14 protein-coding genes and 2 pseudogenes are annotated in these 22,135 nt (G+C 38.0%); 5 read left to right on the forward strand and 11 right to left on the reverse strand.

The window, feature by feature from the left end; all coding sequences use genetic code 11:
* Positions 1 to 8: 8 nt before the first annotated feature.
* The 3 genes from IPO27_08090 to IPO27_08100 all read left to right on the forward strand — a co-directional run bounded on the left by IPO27_08090 (position 9) and on the right by IPO27_08100 (position 2,892).
* Positions 9 to 758: a hypothetical protein gene (locus IPO27_08090; protein ID MBK8846485.1), complete on the forward strand. Its 750-nt coding sequence runs from the start codon at positions 9 to 11 to the stop codon at positions 756 to 758.
* Positions 694 to 2,403 carry a polysaccharide biosynthesis tyrosine autokinase gene (locus IPO27_08095; protein ID MBK8846486.1) on the forward strand — a complete coding sequence of 570 codons (1,710 nt, stop codon included), beginning with the start codon at positions 694 to 696 and terminating at the stop codon, positions 2,401 to 2,403. The genes IPO27_08090 and IPO27_08095 overlap by 65 nt, the downstream gene beginning before the upstream one ends.
* A gap of 117 nt (positions 2,404 to 2,520) precedes the next feature.
* A complete protein-coding gene (locus IPO27_08100) occupies positions 2,521 to 2,892 on the forward strand; it encodes a response regulator (GenBank protein ID MBK8846487.1) in 372 nt (123 codons plus the stop codon).
* A gap of 378 nt (positions 2,893 to 3,270) precedes the next feature.
* Here IPO27_08100 and IPO27_08105 read toward each other — a convergent pair whose 3' ends face one another.
* The 4 genes from IPO27_08105 to mnmA form a co-directional block, all read right to left on the reverse strand.
* Complete coding sequence (locus tag IPO27_08105) at positions 3,271 to 6,066, reverse strand: hypothetical protein (GenBank protein ID MBK8846488.1); 2,796 nt, start codon at positions 6,064 to 6,066, stop codon at positions 3,271 to 3,273.
* Positions 6,042 to 6,602 carry a hypothetical protein gene (locus IPO27_08110; GenBank protein ID MBK8846489.1) on the reverse strand — a complete coding sequence of 187 codons (561 nt, stop codon included), beginning with the start codon at positions 6,600 to 6,602 and terminating at the stop codon, positions 6,042 to 6,044. The genes IPO27_08105 and IPO27_08110 overlap by 25 nt, the downstream gene beginning before the upstream one ends.
* Before the next feature lie 17 nt (positions 6,603 to 6,619).
* Positions 6,620 to 7,408 carry a hypothetical protein gene (locus IPO27_08115; protein MBK8846490.1) on the reverse strand — a complete coding sequence of 263 codons (789 nt, stop codon included), beginning with the start codon at positions 7,406 to 7,408 and terminating at the stop codon, positions 6,620 to 6,622.
* Positions 7,409 to 7,651: 243 nt separating this feature from the next.
* The gene (gene mnmA / locus IPO27_08120) at positions 7,652 to 8,743 is read right to left on the reverse strand and encodes a tRNA 2-thiouridine(34) synthase MnmA (GenBank protein MBK8846491.1); all 1,092 of its coding nucleotides are present in this window, start codon (positions 8,741 to 8,743) and stop codon (positions 7,652 to 7,654) included.
* Between the two features lie 173 nt (positions 8,744 to 8,916).
* On the opposite strand from mnmA, the gene IPO27_08125 reads away from it, so the two are divergent.
* Positions 8,917 to 10,146: a T9SS type A sorting domain-containing protein gene (locus IPO27_08125; GenBank protein ID MBK8846492.1), complete on the forward strand. Its 1,230-nt coding sequence runs from the start codon at positions 8,917 to 8,919 to the stop codon at positions 10,144 to 10,146.
* Here IPO27_08125 and IPO27_08130 read toward each other — a convergent pair.
* The 6 genes and pseudogenes from IPO27_08130 to IPO27_08155 all read right to left on the reverse strand — a co-directional run bounded on the left by IPO27_08130 (position 10,147) and on the right by IPO27_08155 (position 18,206).
* A pseudogene (locus IPO27_08130) lies at positions 10,147 to 11,924 on the reverse strand (ABC transporter ATP-binding protein).
* Between the two features lie 62 nt (positions 11,925 to 11,986).
* On the reverse strand, positions 11,987 to 14,089 hold the full coding sequence (locus tag IPO27_08135; GenBank protein ID MBK8846493.1) for a S9 family peptidase: 2,103 nt from the start codon (positions 14,087 to 14,089) through the stop codon (positions 11,987 to 11,989).
* A 158-nt stretch (positions 14,090 to 14,247) separates the two neighbouring features.
* A complete protein-coding gene (locus tag IPO27_08140; GenBank protein ID MBK8846494.1) occupies positions 14,248 to 14,463 on the reverse strand; it encodes a hypothetical protein in 216 nt (71 codons plus the stop codon).
* A gap of 23 nt (positions 14,464 to 14,486) precedes the next feature.
* Entirely contained in the window at positions 14,487 to 15,215 is a 729-nt protein-coding gene (locus IPO27_08145; protein ID MBK8846495.1) for an aminopeptidase, read from the reverse strand.
* Between the two features lie 69 nt (positions 15,216 to 15,284).
* Positions 15,285 to 17,258 (reverse strand): glycosyltransferase, encoded by a 1,974-nt coding sequence (locus IPO27_08150; protein ID MBK8846496.1) that lies wholly within the window; start codon positions 17,256 to 17,258, stop codon positions 15,285 to 15,287.
* Between the two features lie 189 nt (positions 17,259 to 17,447).
* Positions 17,448 to 18,206, reverse strand: coding sequence for a hypothetical protein (locus tag IPO27_08155; protein ID MBK8846497.1), 759 nt, complete (start codon positions 18,204 to 18,206; stop codon positions 17,448 to 17,450).
* Between the two features lie 161 nt (positions 18,207 to 18,367).
* Here IPO27_08155 and IPO27_08160 point away from each other — a divergent pair.
* A pseudogene (locus IPO27_08160) lies at positions 18,368 to 19,605 on the forward strand (dicarboxylate/amino acid:cation symporter).
* A gap of 663 nt (positions 19,606 to 20,268) precedes the next feature.
* Here the strand turns inward: IPO27_08160 and IPO27_08165 are convergent.
* Positions 20,269 to 21,858, reverse strand: coding sequence for a T9SS type A sorting domain-containing protein (locus IPO27_08165; GenBank protein ID MBK8846498.1), 1,590 nt, complete (start codon positions 21,856 to 21,858; stop codon positions 20,269 to 20,271).
* Positions 21,859 to 22,135 lie beyond the last annotated feature (277 nt).

Genomic DNA, 22,135 nt, shown 5'->3' on the forward strand with positions numbered 1-22,135 from the left:
TAAATATAATGTCACGAATAGAAGCTCAACGAAAAATAAACGAGGATGAAATAGACCTGGTTAAAGTATTCCACGCATTACGGGATAAGTGGTTTTATTTTATGCTTTCATTTATCATTTTTGGTGCTCTTGCAGTTGTTTACCTGCTATTTGCATTGCCTGTTTATGAAGGCACCTCAAGTATTATTGTTAAAGATGCCAAAGCTCCCGGAGGCGATGCAAGTCAAATTATAAATGACGGTGGCATGTTTGGTTCACAAACCAATGTGAGCAATCAAAAAGCCATTCTTGGTTCTTATTCTGTATTGAGTAAGGTAGTTCAGAATTTGCATTTACGCACGCTTGTTTACAACGAAACGTCATATCCACCGTACCCATTGTACAAGCGATTGCCATTTGCAAAGGAAATTATTTCTATAAATAAGTTTTATCAAAATGGTCAGAAGTTTTACATTAAACCAAGCGGTCTAAATAAATTTGAATTAAAATGTGAGTACGATGGCAGCAAAATGCCTGAGTTTACTTACAATGAATTGCATACCTGGGGTCAACCAATTAAAACAAAGTATTTTGAGTTCATGATTACCAAGAGTGATACGGTTAAATTCGATCCTGAAATTACTGGATACTCATTTGTTTGTTATGATGAACCAACAGCTGTATCAAATTCATTTGGGCACCTTACCATTGAAGATGCTGATAAGATCGGCACCATTATCAATCTTACCTACAAAGACAACTTACCTGCGGGCAGTTGATGTGCTAAACGAAATAGGGCAGGTGTATATTAATAAGGAACTGGAAGACAAAATTAAGGAAGCCAATACAACACTTGCTTTTATAGAAGAGCAATTGCTTGCCACCAATGATGAATTGAACACGGTAGAGAAAAATTTTGCCGATTACCGCCAACGAACGCAATCCCTGAATTTGGGCGAGCAGTCAAAAAACTTATTGGGACAATTGCAGGAGACAGATTTGCAATTGCGACAATCCGATGTAAAAATAAAGAGCCTTGAAACACTGGAAGGCTTTGTAAAAAAGAATAGTGATTTTAGTGTGGTTACACCTTCAAGTTTTGGTATTGACGAACCGCTGCTTGTAGATTTGATAAATGATTATAGAAATTTACAACTAAAGCGAAGAAGCCTTTCGGTAGGAGGCACAGGTAAGGTTACCCCACAGGTTCAAATTGTTGACGAGCAAATGGAAAGTACCAAAGCCGCCATGCTTGAAACCATTAAGTCAATACGCAATCAGGCATCTATTGCCGATGCATCCATAAAAGACCAATTACAAAAGTACGAGCGCAATGCACAACAAATTCCTGAGCAAGAAAGAGAGTTTATGAACCTGCAACGTAAGCAAGATGTAAACTCTAAAATGTACTTATACTTGTTACAAAAAAAGCAGGCTACCGATATTCAGCTCTCTACCATGAAACCCGACAACCGGGTGTTGGATGATGCAGTGGTAAGCGATAAGCCTGTGGCACCCAAGAAAATTTTGATAGCCATTATTGCTGCCTTGCTTGGCTTTATTTTCCCAAGTACATTGGTGTTTTTTCAAAATGTATTTAAATCTACGGTTAGCAGCCGCGATGATATTGATACCAATACCAACATACCGGTGCTGGGTGTGATAGGGATGAAAGAGGGCGGAGACACCAAGCGAAGCTTATATGTTTATGATAATCCAAAGAGTGTAGTTGCTGAATGCTTACGAAGTATAAGAACCAATATTCAATTGAGCGATCCCGATGGTAAAAACCAGGTAATATTAATTACCTCAACCATTGCCGGGGAAGGTAAAACATTCATGTCGCTCAATCTGGCAACGGTATTCGCCATGCAGAATTATAAAACCGCAATTTTGGGATTTGACTTGCGTAAACCACGCTTGCATAAAGAGTTTAATCTTGATAATGATATTGGTATAACTAATTATTTGCGCGGTCAATGTTCATTCGAAGAAATTGTGCAAGAAACACATATCAAGAATTTGCATTTATATACCGCAGGTCCTATTCCCGATAATCCTTCGGAGTTACTTTCGGGCGGACCTATGCAGCAGTTATTCGAGAAACTTAGAGCCAATTACGATTATGTCTTTGTCGACACACCGCCTATTGGAGTTCTATCGGATGGTTTTGTATTAATGCATTACAGCGATATGAATGTGTATGTGATTCGCGAGAATTTTTCGAAAAAGGAATTTCTTGCTACCCTCGAGGAATTGCGTAAAGAAAACAAAGTGCCCAACATGCACATTTTACTTAATGCAGCCGATCTTGATAAGGGATATGGTAACTATGGACACTATCACGGTTACAATAGCAAGTATAAATACTATAGCGATAATGAAAAGCGCCCTTCTTTCTTTAAGCGATTATTTCGTAAGTAATATTCTGATTATTGCCCAATAAGAAAACTTATTTTTAATAAGAATAAGGCGAATCTACTTGTGAATAGTGTGCAAAGTATTTTATTTGCCATGCATCTCTCAAACAAGCAAATGTTTATGGAAAATAAAAAGGTTCTGATAGTCGAGGACGATAGTGTATTATCATTATTCTATCGTTCGTTACTTAAGCGCATGGGTTATCAGGTTTGTGCAGTGGTAGCTAATAGCGACTTAGTAGAAGAGAAACTGCGAGAAACATCGCCTGATTTTATTATGATGGATGTGAAAATAGCAGGAAACTTGGATGGAATAGATACAGCCCGCAAGGTGCGCGAAACGCATCATTTGCCAATTATATTTTCTACCGGCAATTCCGAATTGGCAACCATGCAACGCGCTCGTGAAATATCAAATTCAGAATACTTAATTAAGCCTATAATGGAAGCAGACTTGCGTATTGCTTTCGAAAAATTTATGATTGGAGCATAACCTATATAAAAAAAGCCTTATTGAAAACGCTGGTCATTTGTATTGGCGTTTTTTTTTGTTTAAAGATGAAATGAATTTTACACATCGCTTGTCTGCCTTTTGAAATGTGGATGCAACATGGTTAATTCATCCTCCAATTATACCCAGTGCACAAGACACCTGCTTACAGGCATTGCTAAGACTAATCGAGGACGAGGGTATTGACAAATCATATAATGCTCATATATTGCTACTTTAAAACATTACAAATGTTCAATTATATGTGCTTCGACATGCCATGTGGAATGTGTCGAAGATTTGGATGGGTGCAAAGTATTGGGAGCGCCTTTAAATGTTTTGGAAATAGTTAATCGGCAAATTAAATATAATAGCAATGACTTATTGTTGCGTTATACTATCAACAAAATACATTTCAATAAGATCTCTATTTTTTGTTGCTATCGGGCCACGATATGTGCAATTGAATTTATCTTTTATTAACTCGTATGTATGCCCTGAGATATTTACTTTACCCGCTTCACTTGAGCTTTCCATGCGTGATGCAATGTTTACAGTATCACCCCAAATGTCATAGGCATACTTCTTTGAACCTACAATGCCTGCAATTACAGGCCCTGTGTGCAAACCTATTCTGATTTCGAAAAAATCTTTGCCTTCTTTTTGTCTTATTTCTTTTTCCTTCAAAATAGTATCTCTTATTTCCAAGGCTGCCATAACCGTATCGTATGGATTGGTTTTATTTTCGATTGGTAATCCACCAACGCACATATAGCTATCGCCAATAGTTTTTATTTTTTCGATGCCATAATTCGAAATAATGTTATCGAATGTTTTGTAATAGAAATCAATAAGGTTTACCAATTCATGTGCATTGCGTTTTTCACTCATGAGGGTAAAGTTTTTAAAATCGGTAAATAGCACAGTAACGCATTCAAAATCTTTTGGAACCACTTCGCCATTTTGTTTTAATTCAGCTGCAATTTCTTCAGGTAATATGTTCAGCAATAAACTTTCAGAAAGGTTTTTTTCTTTTTTTAATTCTGCTGTACGAACTTCCACTTTTTGTTCGAGGATGACATTCTTTTTTTTCAATTCACTTTCGCGCCATCTTATAAAGGTGATAAATGCAGTGACAAATGAAATTACGTACAACATATAAGCCCACCATGTACGGTACCATGGCGGTAACACTGTAAAACTGTATGTTATAGTATCACCCCATATTCCATCGGGGCTTTTGGCTTTTAACATGAAGGTGTAATCGCCTTCAAACAAGTTGCCATACTCGGCAGTGGTACGTTCGGTTTCGGGGTTCCAGTTTTTATCATAGCCTTGTAACATAAATTTATAGCGCACAAGGAAAGGACGTGCAGGTTCTATGGCTGCATAATCAAATGTGATATTGTTTTTTTGACATGGCAAAACCAGGTTAACAGGTAAAGGATAATAAGGAGTTATACTATCGAATTTTATTCCCGCAAAAGTTGTTCTCATCATTTGCCGCAAAGAATCGTTTAAAAGATGACCGAACGTTATTACTTCTTCCGATTTATTTGGTGATGTGCTAATGCTATCAGTATAGTCAAGTATTTTTTTATCAAACAAATCATACCAACTGATTTTGGTGTTATTGATTTTTAGGGCTTGTAAAACCACTTTTGGTTTCAGGTTGTTTTTCGAGATGTCGTTGTAATCAAAACTAATAAGTTTGTCGCCAGTGCCCGCCCACAAAATACCTTTGGTATCGATATACATTGCATTTACATTAATGTCTTTTATAGGGTAGCCTGTTTTTTGATTAAAGTACGAAATGCTGTCTTTCGAAAAGGGTTTTTCACCCGGATTATATCCGCCTTTTATTAAAGTAATTCCCAAATTGGTTCCGATGATTATGTTGTTTTTTTCATCTTCCAGTATGCTATATATCACATCGTCAGCAAGGCCTTGTGTGGTTGTAATATTTTGAAAAACAGGATTGTACTTTTTATTTGGCTTGTTGGATGATAAAATAGGAATGTCTTCTTTTCGCAACAGGCTAATGCCACCACCATCGGTACCAAACCATAGATTGCCTTTGCTATCGGAAGTAATACAATACATGGTATTGCCCGCCAGCCCTGCCTTAACGTTGTAGTTGATAAACGATTTGCCATTAAAACAAATTACACCATCACCCGTAGTACCCATCCATATGTTGCCAAACACATCTTGTGTTATCGATTTTACCTGATGGCTCGAAACTCCAAAATCGGTATAGCTTGTAAAATTATGCCAATCATATTTTGTTATTCCGTTATCGGTACCAAACCATAAGTTGCCATCTCTGTCACTTGTAATAACCCAAACATTGGAATGTGCCAATTGTTCTTTAAAATTTGTGAAAGATTTACCATTGTAATATGAAACACCGGCACCTGTGGCAAACCATAAATCACCGTTTTTATCTTTATTAATATCATGAATTGAATTGGCAGGTAAACCCTGAAATGTGGAGTGATTAAAAAAATATTTATTGTTATAGCAACTTGCGCCATAGTCATTTCCTCCAAACCAGTAATCACCATTTTTATCTTGAATACAGGTATTGATAAAATTGTCGGCAAGGCCTTGTTCTGTTGTGTAATCAATTATCGAATTGCCATCGAACCTTTCTATGCCATTGCCATAAGTACCCAGCCATAAACTTCCCGATAAATCCTGGGTAATGCAATTAACTTCGAATGCAGACAATCCATTCAATTTTGAAAAACATGGGATTGCATTTTTATTATACAAACTAATTCCGTCATCGGTGCAAAACCACAGGTTGCCTTTACTATCCAGTTTTATTTGTGTCACCGCTTTATCGCACAAGCCGCAAGCAGCATTGTATGGCTTAAAAGATTTTGAATCAAAACAGCTTGCGCCACTTTCTGTTCCTATCCAAATATTGTCATCAGCATCCTCAGTAATGCACTTCACAGCGTTGTTTATTAAACCATCAACTGTAGTATAATTTTTGGTCTTATGCTTATTGTAAACTATAACTCCACTGCTATTGGTACCAATCCAAAGGTTTCCAAATTTATCGTCTGTAATGCATTTTACAAATGGTTGAACACTATCTTTTGAAATAATAAAAGGGGCAAAAAAAGTTCCATCAAAATATCTTAAACCGCTTTTGTTCCCAACCAAATTGTTCCCTGTTGGTCGCAATAAATTGTTTTTAAATCATCTTTAATTACACCTTGCCATGGCTCAGAATAAATAGTAAACGATATTCCATTGTAACTGCAAATGCCACCACCATTGGTAAGAAACCAAATAGCACCTTTAGTATCCTCAGTTATTTTTACAACAGCATTATTGGCAAGTCCGTTGCTTGTTGTAAAATTTGTAAACGACTTACCATCATACCTGCTCACACCACCGCCATCGGTACCAAACCAAACATTGCCTTGTTTATCGCAATAGCTGCAATTAATAGAACTTAACGCTAATCCATTATTGGTATTGAAATTTTGAGTGGTTACAAAAAGGCCGTTTGGTAGCGGTTGTTTTAATGGAGGTGCCAACCATAGCGTATTTCCTAAAAAAGGAATTGCTGCAACCACTTTTGAAGGGGTTGCAGCAATTGAATTATTTTGAAATGTAGTGTTTGGTATTTGGGTCTTATTATTGCTGTATGATGCAAAAAGTAAACAGCAAAAGATTGTTTTTACAAACCACATTCTAAATCATAATTTACTTAATTTGGTCTGGAGTTTTCTTTCCAGGAGTTTCGAATATTTTTTCCATTTGCATCTACACCCACTAAAATAACTCTAATTTTACTGCCTCTAGTAATTTTACTATCATAACCAAAATAATATCTTATGCCTTTACATTTAGGATAGGTGCTAAAAATAGTAGCAATTGTTGCGTCAAAATTAAAGCAACCCACGAAATCAGCACAACCAAAATCAGCATTATAATATTCATTGTTCGTTAGATTTTTTTTGTATCTAGTAACATTAGAATCTGGTAGCTGTTGACAGGAATAATCATCTTCCGCAGTAGGCGGTATGCTAAATGCAGGAGGGATCGTATGGCTTTCAAGTCTTGACAAATAATTTTCTGGTGGGTTAATTGCTAAATGGCCAAACATTTCATCACAAGAAATTAAACAATCATGAACACTAAGATCGAGAACCCCCGAAGTGCATTGACCACCTTCAAAAGCCAAAAAAAGCTTTCGTGAATCGTCTCCTAAAGAACAAAAATGAAATTTAATAACTTTATAATCAGCAAGTGCCAAGTTATAAAAATAGTCATAATCTCCATAAATAGTTCCACCATAAAAAGTTGCTTTTGAAAATTTTGCCCTAAAGGCTTTGATATATTCTACTAAAACTGCATCAGTAATATAATGCGGATTCGGATCTCCAAGTCGAAAACTTGCATCACAATAGTTGCAAGAATGCTGAGCTATTAATTTATCATTTTTAAAGAAGAAAATTAATAGAAGTACAAGAAAAACGGTAAGTGTTTTTTTCATAATTTTTAGATTTTAGAGTTAGAGGTTAAGAGTGATTAAATAGTAATGCAAATATAAGATAATTTACTATAATGTGGCTGGAAAATTTAGCAGTTTGTAAATACAGTTTTTGAGATTGAAAATTGCAAACATGAACTGAAACGGAATCAGGCTCTGCTGAGGAGCAACCTGCCAGGGATAAGTTCAGGCATTATTGCATATATTAATCATCGCTTATCTAAAATTCCATTTGTATGATTCGTATTAATCCTGCCTTTCGATAAATCCGCCACCTATTACATCATTGTCTTCATAAAAAACCGCACTTTGTCCGGGTGCTATGGCTGCCACCTTTTTATTAAAAGTGACTTCTACTTTATCACCAACCAATTGTATCGTGCTTGGTGAGCCGGGGTCCTTGTATCGTATTTTAGTTATGGCATCAAGGCTGCCATCAATTGTTGCATATTTCTGCAGATTATAATCGCGTACCAACATGGTGGTTCTATCCAACTCTTCCAATTGTCCAAGTGTAACGGTGTTGGTTTTTGGATTTATATGTGTAACGTACATAGGTTGGCCAAATGCAATTTCGAGGCCTTTGCGCTGACCAATGGTATAAAATGGATAGCCTTTGTGCTTGCCAATAACATTTCCTGTGGTATCAATAAAATTTCCTCCGTCTAAATTGTTCACTTTGTCAGGAGCACGAAACTTTAAAAATTCGCGATAATCATTATTAGGGATAAAACATATTTCGTAGCTCTCGCCTTTTTTGCTTAGTTCATCAAAGCCCATTTTAGAAGCCATATCACGAATTTCTGATTTACGAAAGTTGCCAATCGGAAATTTAGTCCGCGCCATGGCATCTTGCGTTAAGCCCCAAAGCACATAGCTTTGATCTTTTGCAGTATCAATACCTTTAGAAATAACATAACGCCCGTTTTCTTTGCGCACTTGCGCATAGTGGCCCGTGGCTATAAACTCGCAATCCAACATATCGGCCCTCCGTATTAATGCATCCCATTTGATGTGGGTATTGCACAATACACAAGGATTTGGTGTGCGTCCTGCCATATACTCATCAACAAAATTATCTATCACATAATCGCCAAACTCACTACGAATATCGAGTATGTAATGCGGGAAACCTTTTTGAACTGCAATTACACGAGCATCGTTTATGCTGTCTAATGTGCAACAGCCGGTTTCTTTTTTATTGCTGCTGCCGGCATAGTCCCACGTCTTCATGGTTAGTCCTATTACTTCATATCCTTCTTCGTGTAATAGCATGGCTGTAACCGAACTATCGATTCCACCGCTCATGGCTACTAGTATCCGTCCCTTTTTACTCATGTGACAAAGGTAAGTAATCTTACAAAGATTAATAATACTGAATATGGACAAGGATAAATCGAGTAACGATTTCAAAACATTCGCCCCAAAACTGATTTAAGTCATCTCTGTTTAAGATTACTTTCATTTCAATTTATTTGTACTTTTAAGTCCATCAAACATACATTTGCCACATGAAAAAATATTTCAGTCAAGTAATCTTTTTATTCGTCTTTATTTCTTTTGCAAAAGCGCAATCGGTGCAGTTATTCAATACTAGCAACTCTCCATTAACTGACAATACAGTAAGAAGCATTAAAAGGGATAGTACAGGCACTATGTGGATTTGTACCGATTATGGCTTATGCACCTATAATGCCGGCACTTGGGCTGTTTATACAACTGCCAATTCAGGGTTGCCTGATAATGCAATACGTACCGTTGCTTTTGACAAGCTTGGCAATACCTGGATTGGCACTGCAAACGGTGGATTGGTAAAGTATGATGGCACTACGTATACGGTGTATGATATCTTTAATAGCGGTATTCCTGATAACTCTGTTAAATGCATTGCCTTTGATACCGCAGGAGTAATTTGGGTAGGAACAATTGGCGGGCTCGGGCGTTTTGATGGTACTAACTGGACCACCTTTAATATGTTTAATTCGGGAATGGTAAGCAGCAATGTAGCCGGTCTTTTTTTTGATGTTGATAATACCTTATATGCCGGTACTATAAATGGGGGATTGTCGATATTTAAGTCCGATACTTTATATACTACGCTAACTTACCAAAATTCGTTTTTGCCTGATAATACCGTTCTCGATATTTTGAAAGATACCAATAACATCCTATGGTTGGCTATGCCTGCCAATGGCATTACGGCATTTATCAACGGCATTTCGTTTGTAAATTACAGTACCACCTCTTCTGGCATTGCATCCAACTCACTTAACGATTTTGAGATTGATGATAAAAACAACATTTGGATGGCAAGCCTTGATAGTGGGGTGCTGTACAAATATGGAATTAGTTTTTTAAGTTATAATACCTCAAACATTCCCACCTTTTCCGATAACTCAGTACTTTGTGTTACTTGCCATGCAGGAGAAATTTGGGCCGGAACTTCAAGCAATGGTATCGTAGTGTTTACACCCTTTTTTACTTCCATCGCTGAAGAAGAACTTGCTCATACCACCCTGTTCCCAAACCCATGTGTAAATTTTGTACAGTTAACTTCTAATAAGGAGATAAAAGCAATAAGCATCTACAATACAGCAGGCATGCGCCTGCCTGCAAATTCAAGTTTTCAAAATGAGTTATCGCTTGTTATTGATATGAGTAAGTTTACGAGCGGAGTATATTTTATACATGTAAGTTACATGCATGGAGGACAACAGTTGCACAAAATAATTAAGCAGTAATTAATTTAAATTTAGAACCGGCTTTGTATAAGTGCGTTCGCCTATTTGCTGACGCCACATGGCATAATACAAACCTTTTTCTTTAACGAGGTCATCGTGTTTTCCGGCTTCTACTATTTTTCCTTTTTCTAAAACATAAATTCTATCGGCATGCATAATCGTACTTAGGCGGTGTGCAATAAGAATGGTGATATGGTTACCGCTTTTAGAAATGCTGCGAATGGTGGAAGTAATTTCCTCTTCAGTTATCGAGTCAAGGGCAGAGGTGGCTTCATCAAAAATGAGTAAGGCCGGATTTCGTAGCAATGCCCGTGCAATTGATAGGCGTTGTTTTTCGCCTCCCGAAACTTTTATACCCCCTTCGCCAATTACTGTTTCTATACCATTATCAGCTCGAGATAATAGCGATTGGCATGATGCACGTTGCAAGGCGCGATTCAGTTCCTCGTCAGTTGCAGTAGGATTTACAAACAAAAGATTTTCTTTAATGGTGCCGGCAAATAATTGGGTGTCTTGTGTTACAAAACCGAGGGTGCTACGCAACTCGGCAAGGTCAATATCATTAATACTTTTTTTGTTGTACAACACATCCCCTTGATTGGGTCGGTACAAGCCAACAAGCAATTTTACCAGCGTAGTTTTTCCACTTCCCGATGGACCAACAAATGCAATGGTTTCTCCAATTTTTGTTTTAAAGTTAACCCCATTCAATGCCGGGCTGGTTGCAGATTGATGTTTAAATTCAACATTGTTGAATTCGATGTGTTGCAAGGAGCCAAGTGGCACAGGCTGCTCTGCACGCGGTTCGAGCGGTGTTTCCATAATGCCTTTAAAATTGCTGAGCGATACTTCAGCTTCGCGATATACCGCAATTACATTTCCAATTTCCTGCAATGGGCCAAAAATAAAGAAGGAGTAAAAGGTCATGGTCATCATTTCGCCAAGCGTAATGGTGTTTTTAAAGATCATGTAGTATAACAGAAACACAAAACTAGTGCGCACAAAATTTACCATCGTGCCTTGAATAAAATTTAGACTGCGTACAAACCGCACTTTTTTAATTCGAGACTGAGAATTTTTTTTGTAATTCCATTAAGATGTAAAATTTCCTGTTTCTGTAAGCCTAAACTTTTTACTAACTCAATGTTACGCAATGATTCGGTGGTGCTGCCTGCAAGGGCAGTTGTTTCACCAACTATTTCGCGGCTAATTTTTTTTATTCCTTTACTTAGGAAATTACTTGTAACGACCAACAAAATTGCAGCAAATAAGAAAAAGGGAATGAGCGCCCAATGCAGTCTCACTGCATAAACGGATACAAATATTAATCCTACCAGCGTTTGAAAAACAATATTGATGGATGATATAATCAGTTTCTCACTATCGATTCTTACCTTTTGTAACTTGCCCAGGGTTTCGCCACTTCGCTGGTCTTCAAATACCTCATACGGAAGCTCGATAGAATGTGCAATGCCATCGCTATAAATTTTTGCTCCCATGCTTTGTGTAATCACATTGGTATAATAGTCCTGAAAATTTTTTGCAATCCTCGAAATCATGGCCACGCCCATTATGGCAAGCAAATAATAAATAATGCTATGTAGGAATTCCATTGCATTACCATTAAAAATATCTTTGGCTTTCACACCAAAACGATCAATCATTTTGCCTGCTATATAAGGGTCCATCATCGAAAAACTTTGATTAATAGCAGCCAGCAGCAAGGCTACTAACAAGTAGCCTTTATAGTTTTTTAGGTAATGAAGAAGAATTTGCATTGTAGTGGTCAAAGGTATGAAAAATAGGAGGCGGTAATGGTTTAAGAAGCGATGGGATGAAATTAAAATTTCATGCCGAGCTGTGCCATCATAAAAGAAAAAACATCGGTTTGCTCAGCAATCAACTTTGATGTTGGTTTGCCGGCACCGTGCCCTGCATTGGTATCTATTCGTATCAGTAAAGGATTGTTTCCTCCATGTGCTGCTTGAAGCGTAGCTGCAAACTTAAATGAATGTGCAGGCACTACGCGGTCGTCATGATCTCCGGTAGTTATTAGCGTAGCGGGATAGGCGGTACCTTGTTTTACATTTTGCAAAGGAGAATATTTGATTAGCGTTGCAAATTCACTTTCGTTATCACTGCAACCGTAATCGGTTTTCCATGCCCAACCTATGGTAAATAAATGATAGCGTAACATATCTAACACGCCCACAGCCGGCAATGCAACTTTAAACAAGTCGGGGCGTTGGGTCATACATGCACCTACCAGTAAGCCACCATTGCTGCGTCCGCTAATGGCAAGTTTTGAAGGTGTAGTATACTTTTCTGCAACAAGAAATTCGGCAGCAGCAATAAAGTCATCAAATACATTTTGCTTTTGCAATTTAGTACCTGCCTTATGCCAGGCTGCACCGTACTCACCACCACCGCGAATGCATGGCATTGCAAATATTCCACCACGCTCAATAAATACCATGCGCTCAGGCTTATACTCGGGAGTTTTGCTTATATTAAAGCCTCCATAGCCAAACAACAAAACAGGGTTATTGCCATCTTGTTTTATCCCTTTTTTGTAGGTAATAAACATGGGTATGCGTGTGCCATCTTTGCTCTTGTAAAATACTTGTTTGGTTTCATAGTCATTTTTATCAAAAGGTAATTTAGGTTCAAAGTGAATGGCAAGAATTTTTTTATAAACATCATATTTATAAATCACCTGTGGGCTAATGAAATTTGTTGCCGAAAAAAACACAAGACTATCTTCACGGTTACTTGTAATCATTTCAATGGTATTGGAACCCGGTACTTGCAGTGTTGTTTCATACACTCCCTTTAAATTATAAATTTTTAACTCATGCCTGGCATCGTGCATATACTTTACTACGATTTTTTCAGAACACATGTTCACGCTTTGCATTACATCATCTTGTTCGGCAATCAGTGTTTGCCATTTTTCTTTTGCTGGATTTTTTGTATCAATTACTATCAGTCGTCCGCGGGGTGCGCCATCGTTAGTAAACACCAATAGTTTTGTGCCAATATTATCAATCACCTGATAGTCGAAATTAAAGCTATCGACAACCGTAATAAAGGTGCTACCCTGTTGGCGAAGATCTTTAAACATGAGCGAGTTTCCCGATGTGCTTTCGCTTCCATATACAATCAAAAAGCTTTCATCACTGGTAGTTTGTGCACTAAAATTTCGCAATGGAAATTTTTTGTCTTCATATACCATTACATCTTTGTCTTGTGTAGTGCCAAGTTGATGAAAGTAAATTTTATGGTTTTCATTTTTATTGGAAAGTAGATTCGATTTATCCTTCAAGTATTTGCTGTAGTAAAATCCAAGTCCCTGCCAGGCAATGTTAGAGAACTTAACATCATCAATTGAGTCAGTTAATGTTTTCGCAGACTTTACTTCTTTCACCCGTATCTGTTGCCAGTCGCTGCCACTACGCGCCACATTAAAAGCTACAAAAGCTCCCGATTTGTCAGGGGTATAATCCGACAAATAAGCTCCGCCATTGTTATCGATGCGTGCAGGGTCGAGTATTTGCATGGCAATGTGTTGCAAACTACGTTGATACCAAAGTGTGTATTGATTTTCGATGCCTTGATTGCGCAAATACAAGTACGCTGTCCCGCATTTAAATGGTGGCTGGTATTTGGGATAATTCCACAAAGCGGTCATGCGTGAGCGTATGCTATCGCGCATGCCAATGGTTGACAGGTGTTTTTCTGTAAATTCGTTTTGTGTTTGTACCCATTCCATGGTTTCGCTGCTTGTATCACTTTCAAGCCAACGGTAGGGATCTTGTACCTGTGTGCCATGATAAGTATCGGTTTGATCTACCTTTTTTGTTGCAGGGTATTTCCAGTTGCTTTCCTGGGCAGTGCAACATATACCATATACCATGCTCAGTAGTATCAATTTAATTTTCATATTTTCTTTTTTTAATTGGAAGCACGAAGGTAATTTTTTGTTTGCGAATAATGCATGCCCATTATAGCTAATTTAATAGGGGAGGGTATTAAATTTTGTTTAAAATTTGGGATAGTCGCGAATTTGTTTGTGCTTCAGAGCATGCATTCCATTGAGCTTTACCACAACGTTGGCGGATATTTTTTTTGATAATATTTTATCATGGCCGGTAAATCATAGCTGAAATTATTTTTCAATTCGCGTGAAAAATTTTCAAGCAAGTCGCGGTACATGGCATTGTCCATAAAAAAAGTATTGTCGGGTAGGCTGTCAGTGGATGGATTCCAACGGTAACGCAGATAGTTGTTAAGCGGCAAAGAATCGATGGCTTGCATTAGCTGTAAGATTTTTTCGGTTTTTAATTTTTTGCTGTTGTCCTGTCAACTTGGTTTATGCTTTTGTAAAATCCGGCTAAACTATCTGCACATGTTAAAAGGTAGTTGCCATAAATAATTTCATCATTTCGCCAGTTCACATATTTTTGAATTATTGAGTCAGCATTGCGGTCCATACTTTTTAAAAATGATAGCGTGGCATGTTCACTAACGAAAGTGGCAAAATTTTCATTAAAGCGTTCATCACCTTTTTTAAAAACAGTACCATGTACCAACTCATGAATGATGAGCTCAGCTAGTTGCCCTTCGTTACGCCTTAGCATATTGCTCAGTACAGGATCTTTTAGCCACCCCAAAGTGCTCCAACCTCCGGCATAACCTACCGAGGCATCGTAACCAAGTTGATGCAACCTGCTCATTTCATTATAAGCTGCTGTGCTGTCAAAAAAGCCTTTGTAGTTTAAATTACCCAATAGGGGATATTGCCAATCATGGGCTTGCAATGCATAGGGCTCGCAGGCCGCAACCACAAACATAATGGGCTTGTGGTGTTGATTGTATATGGTCGTATAATTTTTATGATTTGTCAATCCAAGACTATCATAGGCATAGTTGCATATGTTTTCTATTAGTTTTAATTTTTGCTTTTGTTCATTGGTATAGGCAGTAGATTGTAGGGCATCGTGTATGTTTTCGGCATTCCACATAATATGCAATTGCCCTCGCAATTGCCGCAGCAGGTAACTTGTCATTTTATAATGATAACCTGCAAATGCTATAAAACTCAGAAAGAGAAAAGTAGAATTCGCTTAAAAGTAATTTTAACTTTCACTTATTTTAGAAATAGAGCGACCCAGATTTTTGAAATTTTTTACCACCAGGTTAAAGTCTTCGCTTACCGAAAAATTACGTGCATACAGTATATTCAAGCGTTCGAGCGTGTCTTTATCTGCAATTACAGTTGCCGATGCATCGGCAGGAGTGAGCACTCCCGGTTTGGTAAGTGTATTTTTTGATTGCATGGTTTCTGTCAATCCAACCCAACTGTATTTTCCCATCCATACGGCAATAGCATTTTTTATAAAGCCCCATTTGTTTCTGATAAACCAAACACATATAGGCATGGTTAACAACAATAAGAAGGCAAGGCCAAAATCAAAAATCCGCTTGTTGCGCACATTTTCAGGATGCGAAAGGGTATTCATATCTACCAGGTATAGTTTACCTTGCTCATGAATACTGTTGCTACCAATGATGTAGCTGCTTTGTTCAGGTGCAATTTTAAATTCAATTTTTGGATTCAGGTTTTTTTGCATCAATTCAATAATTTGATGTGCCGCTATGTCTTTTGATGAAAAAACCAACTCGTCAACCTGATATACCTGACACAGGTCGTTTAGACGGTCGGTAGAGCCAAGGTAATTTTCGTCATGACCTTCGTTTTCTCCTACAGAAAAAATCTGACCAATGAATTGGTAATTTGAACCGGTGCCTGTTAACAGTTGTAATATACGCTGGCATTCCTTGTTGGAAGCAACAATGGCAATTCGCTTTTTAATGGAACTGTTGTATGTAAAAAACGGGAGCTTAAACAATTGAAAAAGCCAACGGTAAGATACAATGGAGGCTGCCGCCCACAAGGTGCCCAACATAATTAAGGCACGAGAGTAGCGCATATCTTCGGGCAGTAAGGCATATACCACTAGTATTGAAAGCGTGCCATAAAACACCCCGCGAATTAGTTTTATATAATTAACGGGCTTATCGTAGCCGCCACTAAGGAAAATGCCGGTAAGCCATATGAGTACATAGCAGGGGATAATGATGGTTTCATAAAAAGAAGGATAATCGAATACTTTTATTTTGTCCTCCCAGTAAATTTTAAGAATAATATAGCCCGCATACATAAACAGGGAATCGGTTGCAGGTGCAGCAATGTTGCGCATAAAGCGGGCAACAACTGCCATGGCTGCACGCAAGTACACAGCCATATTTATAAGCCAGGAAAAAACTTCTGCATTTTGTTTGCTAAAATGTTTTTGTGCAAAAATGATCATGGCGCGGTAAAACACAAACACATAATTTACGCTACTCTTTTTGGTGCTTTCTCCTTTGTAATGAATAATTCGTGTTTCGGGAAAATAGTAATTCTTATAGCCTGCTTTTAATATGCGATAGCTAAGGTCGATGTCTTCGCCATACATAAAAAAAGTTTCGTCAAGCAAACCAATTTTATCAACTACCGATTTTCGCAGGAGCAAAAATGCTCCTGACAGTATCTCAACTTCATGCGTTTTATTTTTGTCAAGATATCCCAGGTGATATTTTCCAAATGTAGTGGACTTTGGAAATAATGCTGAGAGCCCAAATATTTTGTAAAAAGCAACGGATGGAGTAGGGAGGCCACGTTTCGATTCAGGAAGAAAATTTCCTTTGCCATCAATCATATAAACCCCAAGTCCACCAGCATCGGGATGCGCGTCCATAAAGCGGATTACTTTTTCAAATGTATCCTCTTCGACCAGTGTATCAGGATTGAGCAAGAGCACATATTCGCCCTTACTAAGTTTTATTCCTTGATTGTTTGCTTTGCTGAAGCCGGTATTTTCTTTGTTGCCAATCAGCGTTACCTGCGGAAATTTTTGTGCTATCATGGCCACACTACCATCTACCGAATTATTATCCACCACAATAACTTCAAGCGCAATACCATGTGCAGCTTTTAGCACCGAGTGCAGGCATTGTTCAATAAAATATTGAACATTATAGTTTACAATAATTACCGAGAGTTTCATCTAAAGGCTACAAGGGCAAAGAAAAAATTATTAAATTTGATTAGAAAGCGATAATTGTACGTATATTATCCTTTGTTAAGTATATAAATTGATACGAGTGCCAGCACAAATCCGGCATAGTTTATTTTGCTGAATCGTTCTTTAAACACAAAGTATCCTACCACAGAGGCTCCTATAATTACCCCAATATTAACTATTGCAAATATTAGAGAGCTTTGTGCTCCGGGCGCTTTTAGAGCTTTCATAAGAAAAAAACAAGGAGAAGTAGTTTACGGTTCCCAATATAATTCCAGCACCTATACTCTTGGGTGATGGTTTATCTGTTCCTTGTGCCAGTTCTTTTAGTAAGTAAAACATACCCCAGATGCCGGCCATAGCAAATACACAACTTATGTACAAGGTTTCGTTGTCAAATGGGGTGCGAGTTATAAGCCTTGCCTGCATGAACTTAATACTTGTATCTACCATTCCGCTGCCAATAAAAAACACGAGCAGTAAAAAGAACGATGCCAGTGTCATGGGCGATTTGCTTTCGCTGTCTTTATAATTTGTAAGCAAAATGGCTATCAGGGCAAGGGCAATACCAACATATCCTGTAACTGTTATTATTTCATTATATAATAAGGTACTGATAATTATGGTGATAATAACACTCATTTTGTTTAGCACGCTCATAATGGCGAGACCGTGCTTTTCTGCTACCAGCGAGGTAAGATAAAATACCGAAAAGAAAACCAATCCCATTGGTGCTGCACCTTTCAGTATGCCGGGTATCATATCCAGATGTTGTAAATTTTCGGAGGCTTGTGTGCTAAAGGTAAATATGCCGGCTGTAAAGTAATTGGCAATGAGGGCCTGTACTTTGCTAAGTCCAAAATATTCAAAACTCTTTATAATGGCGATCATGGTGGTAATGATCAGGATAATATAAAGTACCGTAATATTCATTGCTTTTCTAATCTTTTTGCTGGCGCAATAGTAATCAATCAGCAGGTAATATGCATGGAAGAAAAAGCATGCGCCCGGTATATTGTAAAAAAGCCGCTGCGGATATTGCAGGCACATCAAAACTATATAGTATCATTGCAAGCAAACAAAACACAATTTATATGCTACGAAAAATATCGCTTACCTGGTGGATTTTTATTGGTATGGCTTTGGGTGTAGTTATAGGCCAATATGTTTTCCTCAATTATCACACCACAGAAACGCAAAAAGCTTTTTGCGACAAAATTGTCTTGTTCAGCGATATTTTTTGCGCCTGATTAAAATGATTATTGCGCCACTGGTATTTAGTACCCTGGTGGTGGGTATTGCCAAACTTGGCGATTTTAAAACGGTTGGCCGTATTGGTATCAAAACCCTTGGATGGTTTTACTTTGCAACCATTTTGGCGCTGGTACTAGGTTTAATTTTAGTAAACGTGTTTAAGCCCGGGCATTACCTCGATTTTAGTTCCATGGCCAATCTTAGCAGTGATGTAGATGCAAGCAAGGCGCCCACACTTAAAGGATTTATTGAGCAATTAATTCCTAAAAGTATTCTGGAGGCTATGGCTACCAACAACATTCTGAGTATCGTAGTATTTTCTTTGTTTTTTGGTGTTGCAGTTGCATCCTTGGGCGAGCGGGCCAAACCCATCGTACACGGGCTTGATGCCCTTAGCGAAGTCATGTTTAAGATTACCGCATACGTGATGTATGTGGCTCCCTTGGGTGTATTTGGTGCAATGGCTAATGTTATTGCCAAAAATGGCATTGGCATTCTTAAAGGGTACGCTTATCTGATAACCGTTTTCTATGGAGGCTTGTTTTTCTTTGCTATCATTGTACTTGGCTTTATTTGCTATTTATTACGCATTCAGTTTTTGCGCTTGTTGCGCGATGTTTCGCAGCCAGTTGTTATTGCCTTTAGCACCGCCAGTAGCGAAAGCGCCTTTCCAAAAACGGTGTCAGCCCTTAAGCGTTTCGGTTGTAGCGATCGCATTGTGAGTTTTGTTTTACCTCTTGGTTATTCGTTTAACCTCGATGGAAGTATTATGTACATGACCTTTGCAACTGCTTTTATTGCTCAGGCATATAAGATGGATCTGAGCGTTGGTCAGCAGATTACCATGATGCTCATTTTGTTAGTAACGAGCAAAGGAGTAGCGGGAGTGCCACGCGCTTCGCTTGTGGTAATTGCAGCTTTGTTACCTCAGTTTGGATTACCAGAGCAGGGTTTGGCTTTATTGCTGGGCATCGATCAAATTTTAGATATGGGACGTAGCGCCACCAACGTGGTTGGTAATTCGGTTGCTGCCGCTGTAGTGAGTAAGTGGGAAGGCGAATTGAAAGAACCTGAATAGCATTTTGCTTTCGTGTAACTGTTTTTGGTAAAGGGAAATTACCCAACATCTTCATTGCGTTAATTTTTTGTAAGGCTATCTTATAGTGATAGATGGTCATAATAATTGAAAGAATTCTACACTTCCTGATTCTTATCTCCATGCGTAACTATAACCCTATACGTTTCAAGCTTGTTTTTTTTATGGTGTGATGTTACTCAATGCTAATTGGATGTAAATGCTTCTCATGTATTCTTGAAAAATGAGCAAGGCATTAAAAACACATGCATCAAGACAAGTGTATGAGAGTTTTAAAAAAGCAAACCTTTAAGGATTTTTAATTTCCTATTCTGAGAAGCTATCCTCTATTAATCAAAGAATTTTTGTTGCACCCAATAAACATCTATCAAATTGATAATAGAACTGAACGCATTTTCGAGGAAAACCGTTTAGCTCCGTAGGAGCTAAACTAAAGAGGCGTTGTTTGATTCAACTAAGATATCGCTCCTACCATGCTATGAGATTTTTAAAGTTGCCGATGAAGCACCAGCGTGGCAGCAGGTTAAAACATTTGTAACCGATAAAAAACAGCATGACCAAAGTAATGACTTAAAAGGTAGCATAGAAAAAAAGCCCTGCATACTTAGTATGCAGGTTCTTGTTTGTTATTTGCCAAAAGTTTATTTATTCAATAATCAATGTGCCGGAATAAATATTGCTTTTCGATGTAAGTTTTATTGCATAAATGCCTGTGGCAACATCTTCTACATTCAATCGGATAAACGGAGTGGATGCAGGAACGTAAATATCTCTAACAATTCTGCCGTTTACATCCAACAGCACTATGTGGTTTCCTTCTGCCGGCAGATTGGAGAGCATGAGGTAGTCGGAGGCAGGTACCGGATACATGATTACATTACTTTGAGCAAGCGATTGTACACTTGCTGCTAAAGGAATAAACACCGAGCCGGTAGTGGTGCAGCCGTTAGCATCTGTAACGGTAACGGTATAAGTTCCGGCAGGCACACCTGCTAGTTGGCCATTGGTACTGCCATTACTCCAAAGGTAGGATGCAATGCCATTAGGTGAAACTACGTAAGGTGTAGCAGTGCCATTAGAGGAGGAAAATCCTGAAGGTGTGGCAATAATGCTATCAATAGCCGGCAGGGCGTTAATAACATTTACGGTGGCTATGCTCTGACATCCGGCACTGTCGGTCATGGTGCAGGTGTACACGCCATTTGCAAGGCCGCTAATGGTGTTGGTTGTATTTCCATTATTCCATAAAAATGAAACAGCCCCTTTATTAAACTGATACGCAACACTAATGGCGGCACCATTAGGATTGCAAGGTAATGTTGAAACGGTGGAGGAAGATGTCATTTGGCAAGAAAAGATAGGGTGTATATAATATGCAAAATAGGCATCAAATGCCTCGTTGCGTACCCATCCTCCTAAAGCATCGTAATAAAAGAAATTGCGAAAAGCATTCCATCCCCGGTTTGAGCAGGCTATGTTAATTGAATAATCGTATTCATAAATTCCAATGCAATAACCTCCTGCCGTAAGTTTGGTATTAAGCGGAAAGTTAAGAGTAATATCTACTTCACCTAAGGTGTCGGCTGCTTGTATGTAATACATATTGGATTCGTAAACGATGATATTATTGGTATCAGGATAGTTTAGCGCAGTATCAAATTTCATGATAAAGGCTTTTACCGAATCGCCAAAAGTTGGTTGGTACAACTTGATTTTTACGGAACTTATATAGTCATCTTTTTTAAGGAGATACGTTTGACACATTTTTCCGTTTTGCCCGGGAGCATTTAGTCCTGTTACCGTGTCAATGATGGCCTGAAAATTTAAATTGTCGCGAGCGAGTTCATCATCCGTTATTTCAAAATATTTTTCATCAATGTTATTTGATGTGTTTCCATCTATCTGCCCATACATAGTAATGGTGCATATGCCCCTATAAACCCCTTTTTGTGTTGCCAAAAATTTTCCAACTCGATAGGGCAAGTAATTTCCGGTTGTGATGGTATCAAAACCGCGCAGAACAACCGAACTAGTATAGATAGTAGTGGCCGTTTGGTCTTTTACATCAAGGGAAACTAAAACCGAATCAAAATTGAGAAGCCCATAGTTAAATATACGCCCTGAGAAAGTAATCTCCTCATTGTAATACATGGGCCATTTGCTTAATCCGTTGCTTGTGTTAACCCTGTAATATACTAATGAATCGAATCCTGCATCGTAATTTGGTTGAGCCATAGATGTTAAAGAAAATAACAGTAAGGTTAAAATACCCGCTGAAATGTTTTGAAATTGTTTTTCATTATTTATATTAAAAATTTTAGGACGCAAAAGTAGCTGAAACCCTATACAAATAAGCCTATTGGCCTAATAATTATTAACAAAATATAAATATGAATCCACTTATTGGTTAAAATGTCACATGCTTGCATAAAAAGGCATTTAAAACCACTTTCAATTACTATTTGTATAATCAAACAAAAGGGGTGACTTTTGGCGGTTCAACCCTTTTATT

This window comes from Bacteroidota bacterium (assembly GCA_016714535.1).
GTDB lineage: Bacteria > Bacteroidota > Bacteroidia > AKYH767-A > OLB10 > JADKFV01.

Coding starts and splice junctions, on each gene's coding strand:
- mnmA (MBK8846491.1), bottom strand. CDS start 8,743: ATGAGTAAAAAGGGACGGATACTAGTAGCCATGAGCGGTGGAATCGAT.
- IPO27_08135 (MBK8846493.1), bottom strand. CDS start 14,089: ATGAAAATTAAATTGATACTACTGAGCATGGTATATGGTATATGTTGC.
- IPO27_08140 (MBK8846494.1), bottom strand. CDS start 14,463: ATGCAAGCCATCGATTCTTTGCCGCTTAACAACTATCTGCGTTACCGT.
- IPO27_08150 (MBK8846496.1), bottom strand. CDS start 17,258: ATGAAACTCTCGGTAATTATTGTAAACTATAATGTTCAATATTTTATT.
- IPO27_08125 (MBK8846492.1), top strand. CDS start 8,917: ATGAAAAAATATTTCAGTCAAGTAATCTTTTTATTCGTCTTTATTTCT.
- IPO27_08090 (MBK8846485.1), top strand. CDS start 9: ATGTCACGAATAGAAGCTCAACGAAAAATAAACGAGGATGAAATAGAC.
- IPO27_08100 (MBK8846487.1), top strand. CDS start 2,521: ATGGAAAATAAAAAGGTTCTGATAGTCGAGGACGATAGTGTATTATCA.
- IPO27_08145 (MBK8846495.1), bottom strand. CDS start 15,215: ATGACAAGTTACCTGCTGCGGCAATTGCGAGGGCAATTGCATATTATG.
- IPO27_08110 (MBK8846489.1), bottom strand. CDS start 6,602: ATGTGGTTTGTAAAAACAATCTTTTGCTGTTTACTTTTTGCATCATAC.
- IPO27_08165 (MBK8846498.1), bottom strand. CDS start 21,858: ATGGCTCAACCAAATTACGATGCAGGATTCGATTCATTAGTATATTAC.
- IPO27_08155 (MBK8846497.1), bottom strand. CDS start 18,206: ATGAATATTACGGTACTTTATATTATCCTGATCATTACCACCATGATC.
- IPO27_08095 (MBK8846486.1), top strand. CDS start 694: ATGCTGATAAGATCGGCACCATTATCAATCTTACCTACAAAGACAACT.
- IPO27_08115 (MBK8846490.1), bottom strand. CDS start 7,408: ATGAAAAAAACACTTACCGTTTTTCTTGTACTTCTATTAATTTTCTTC.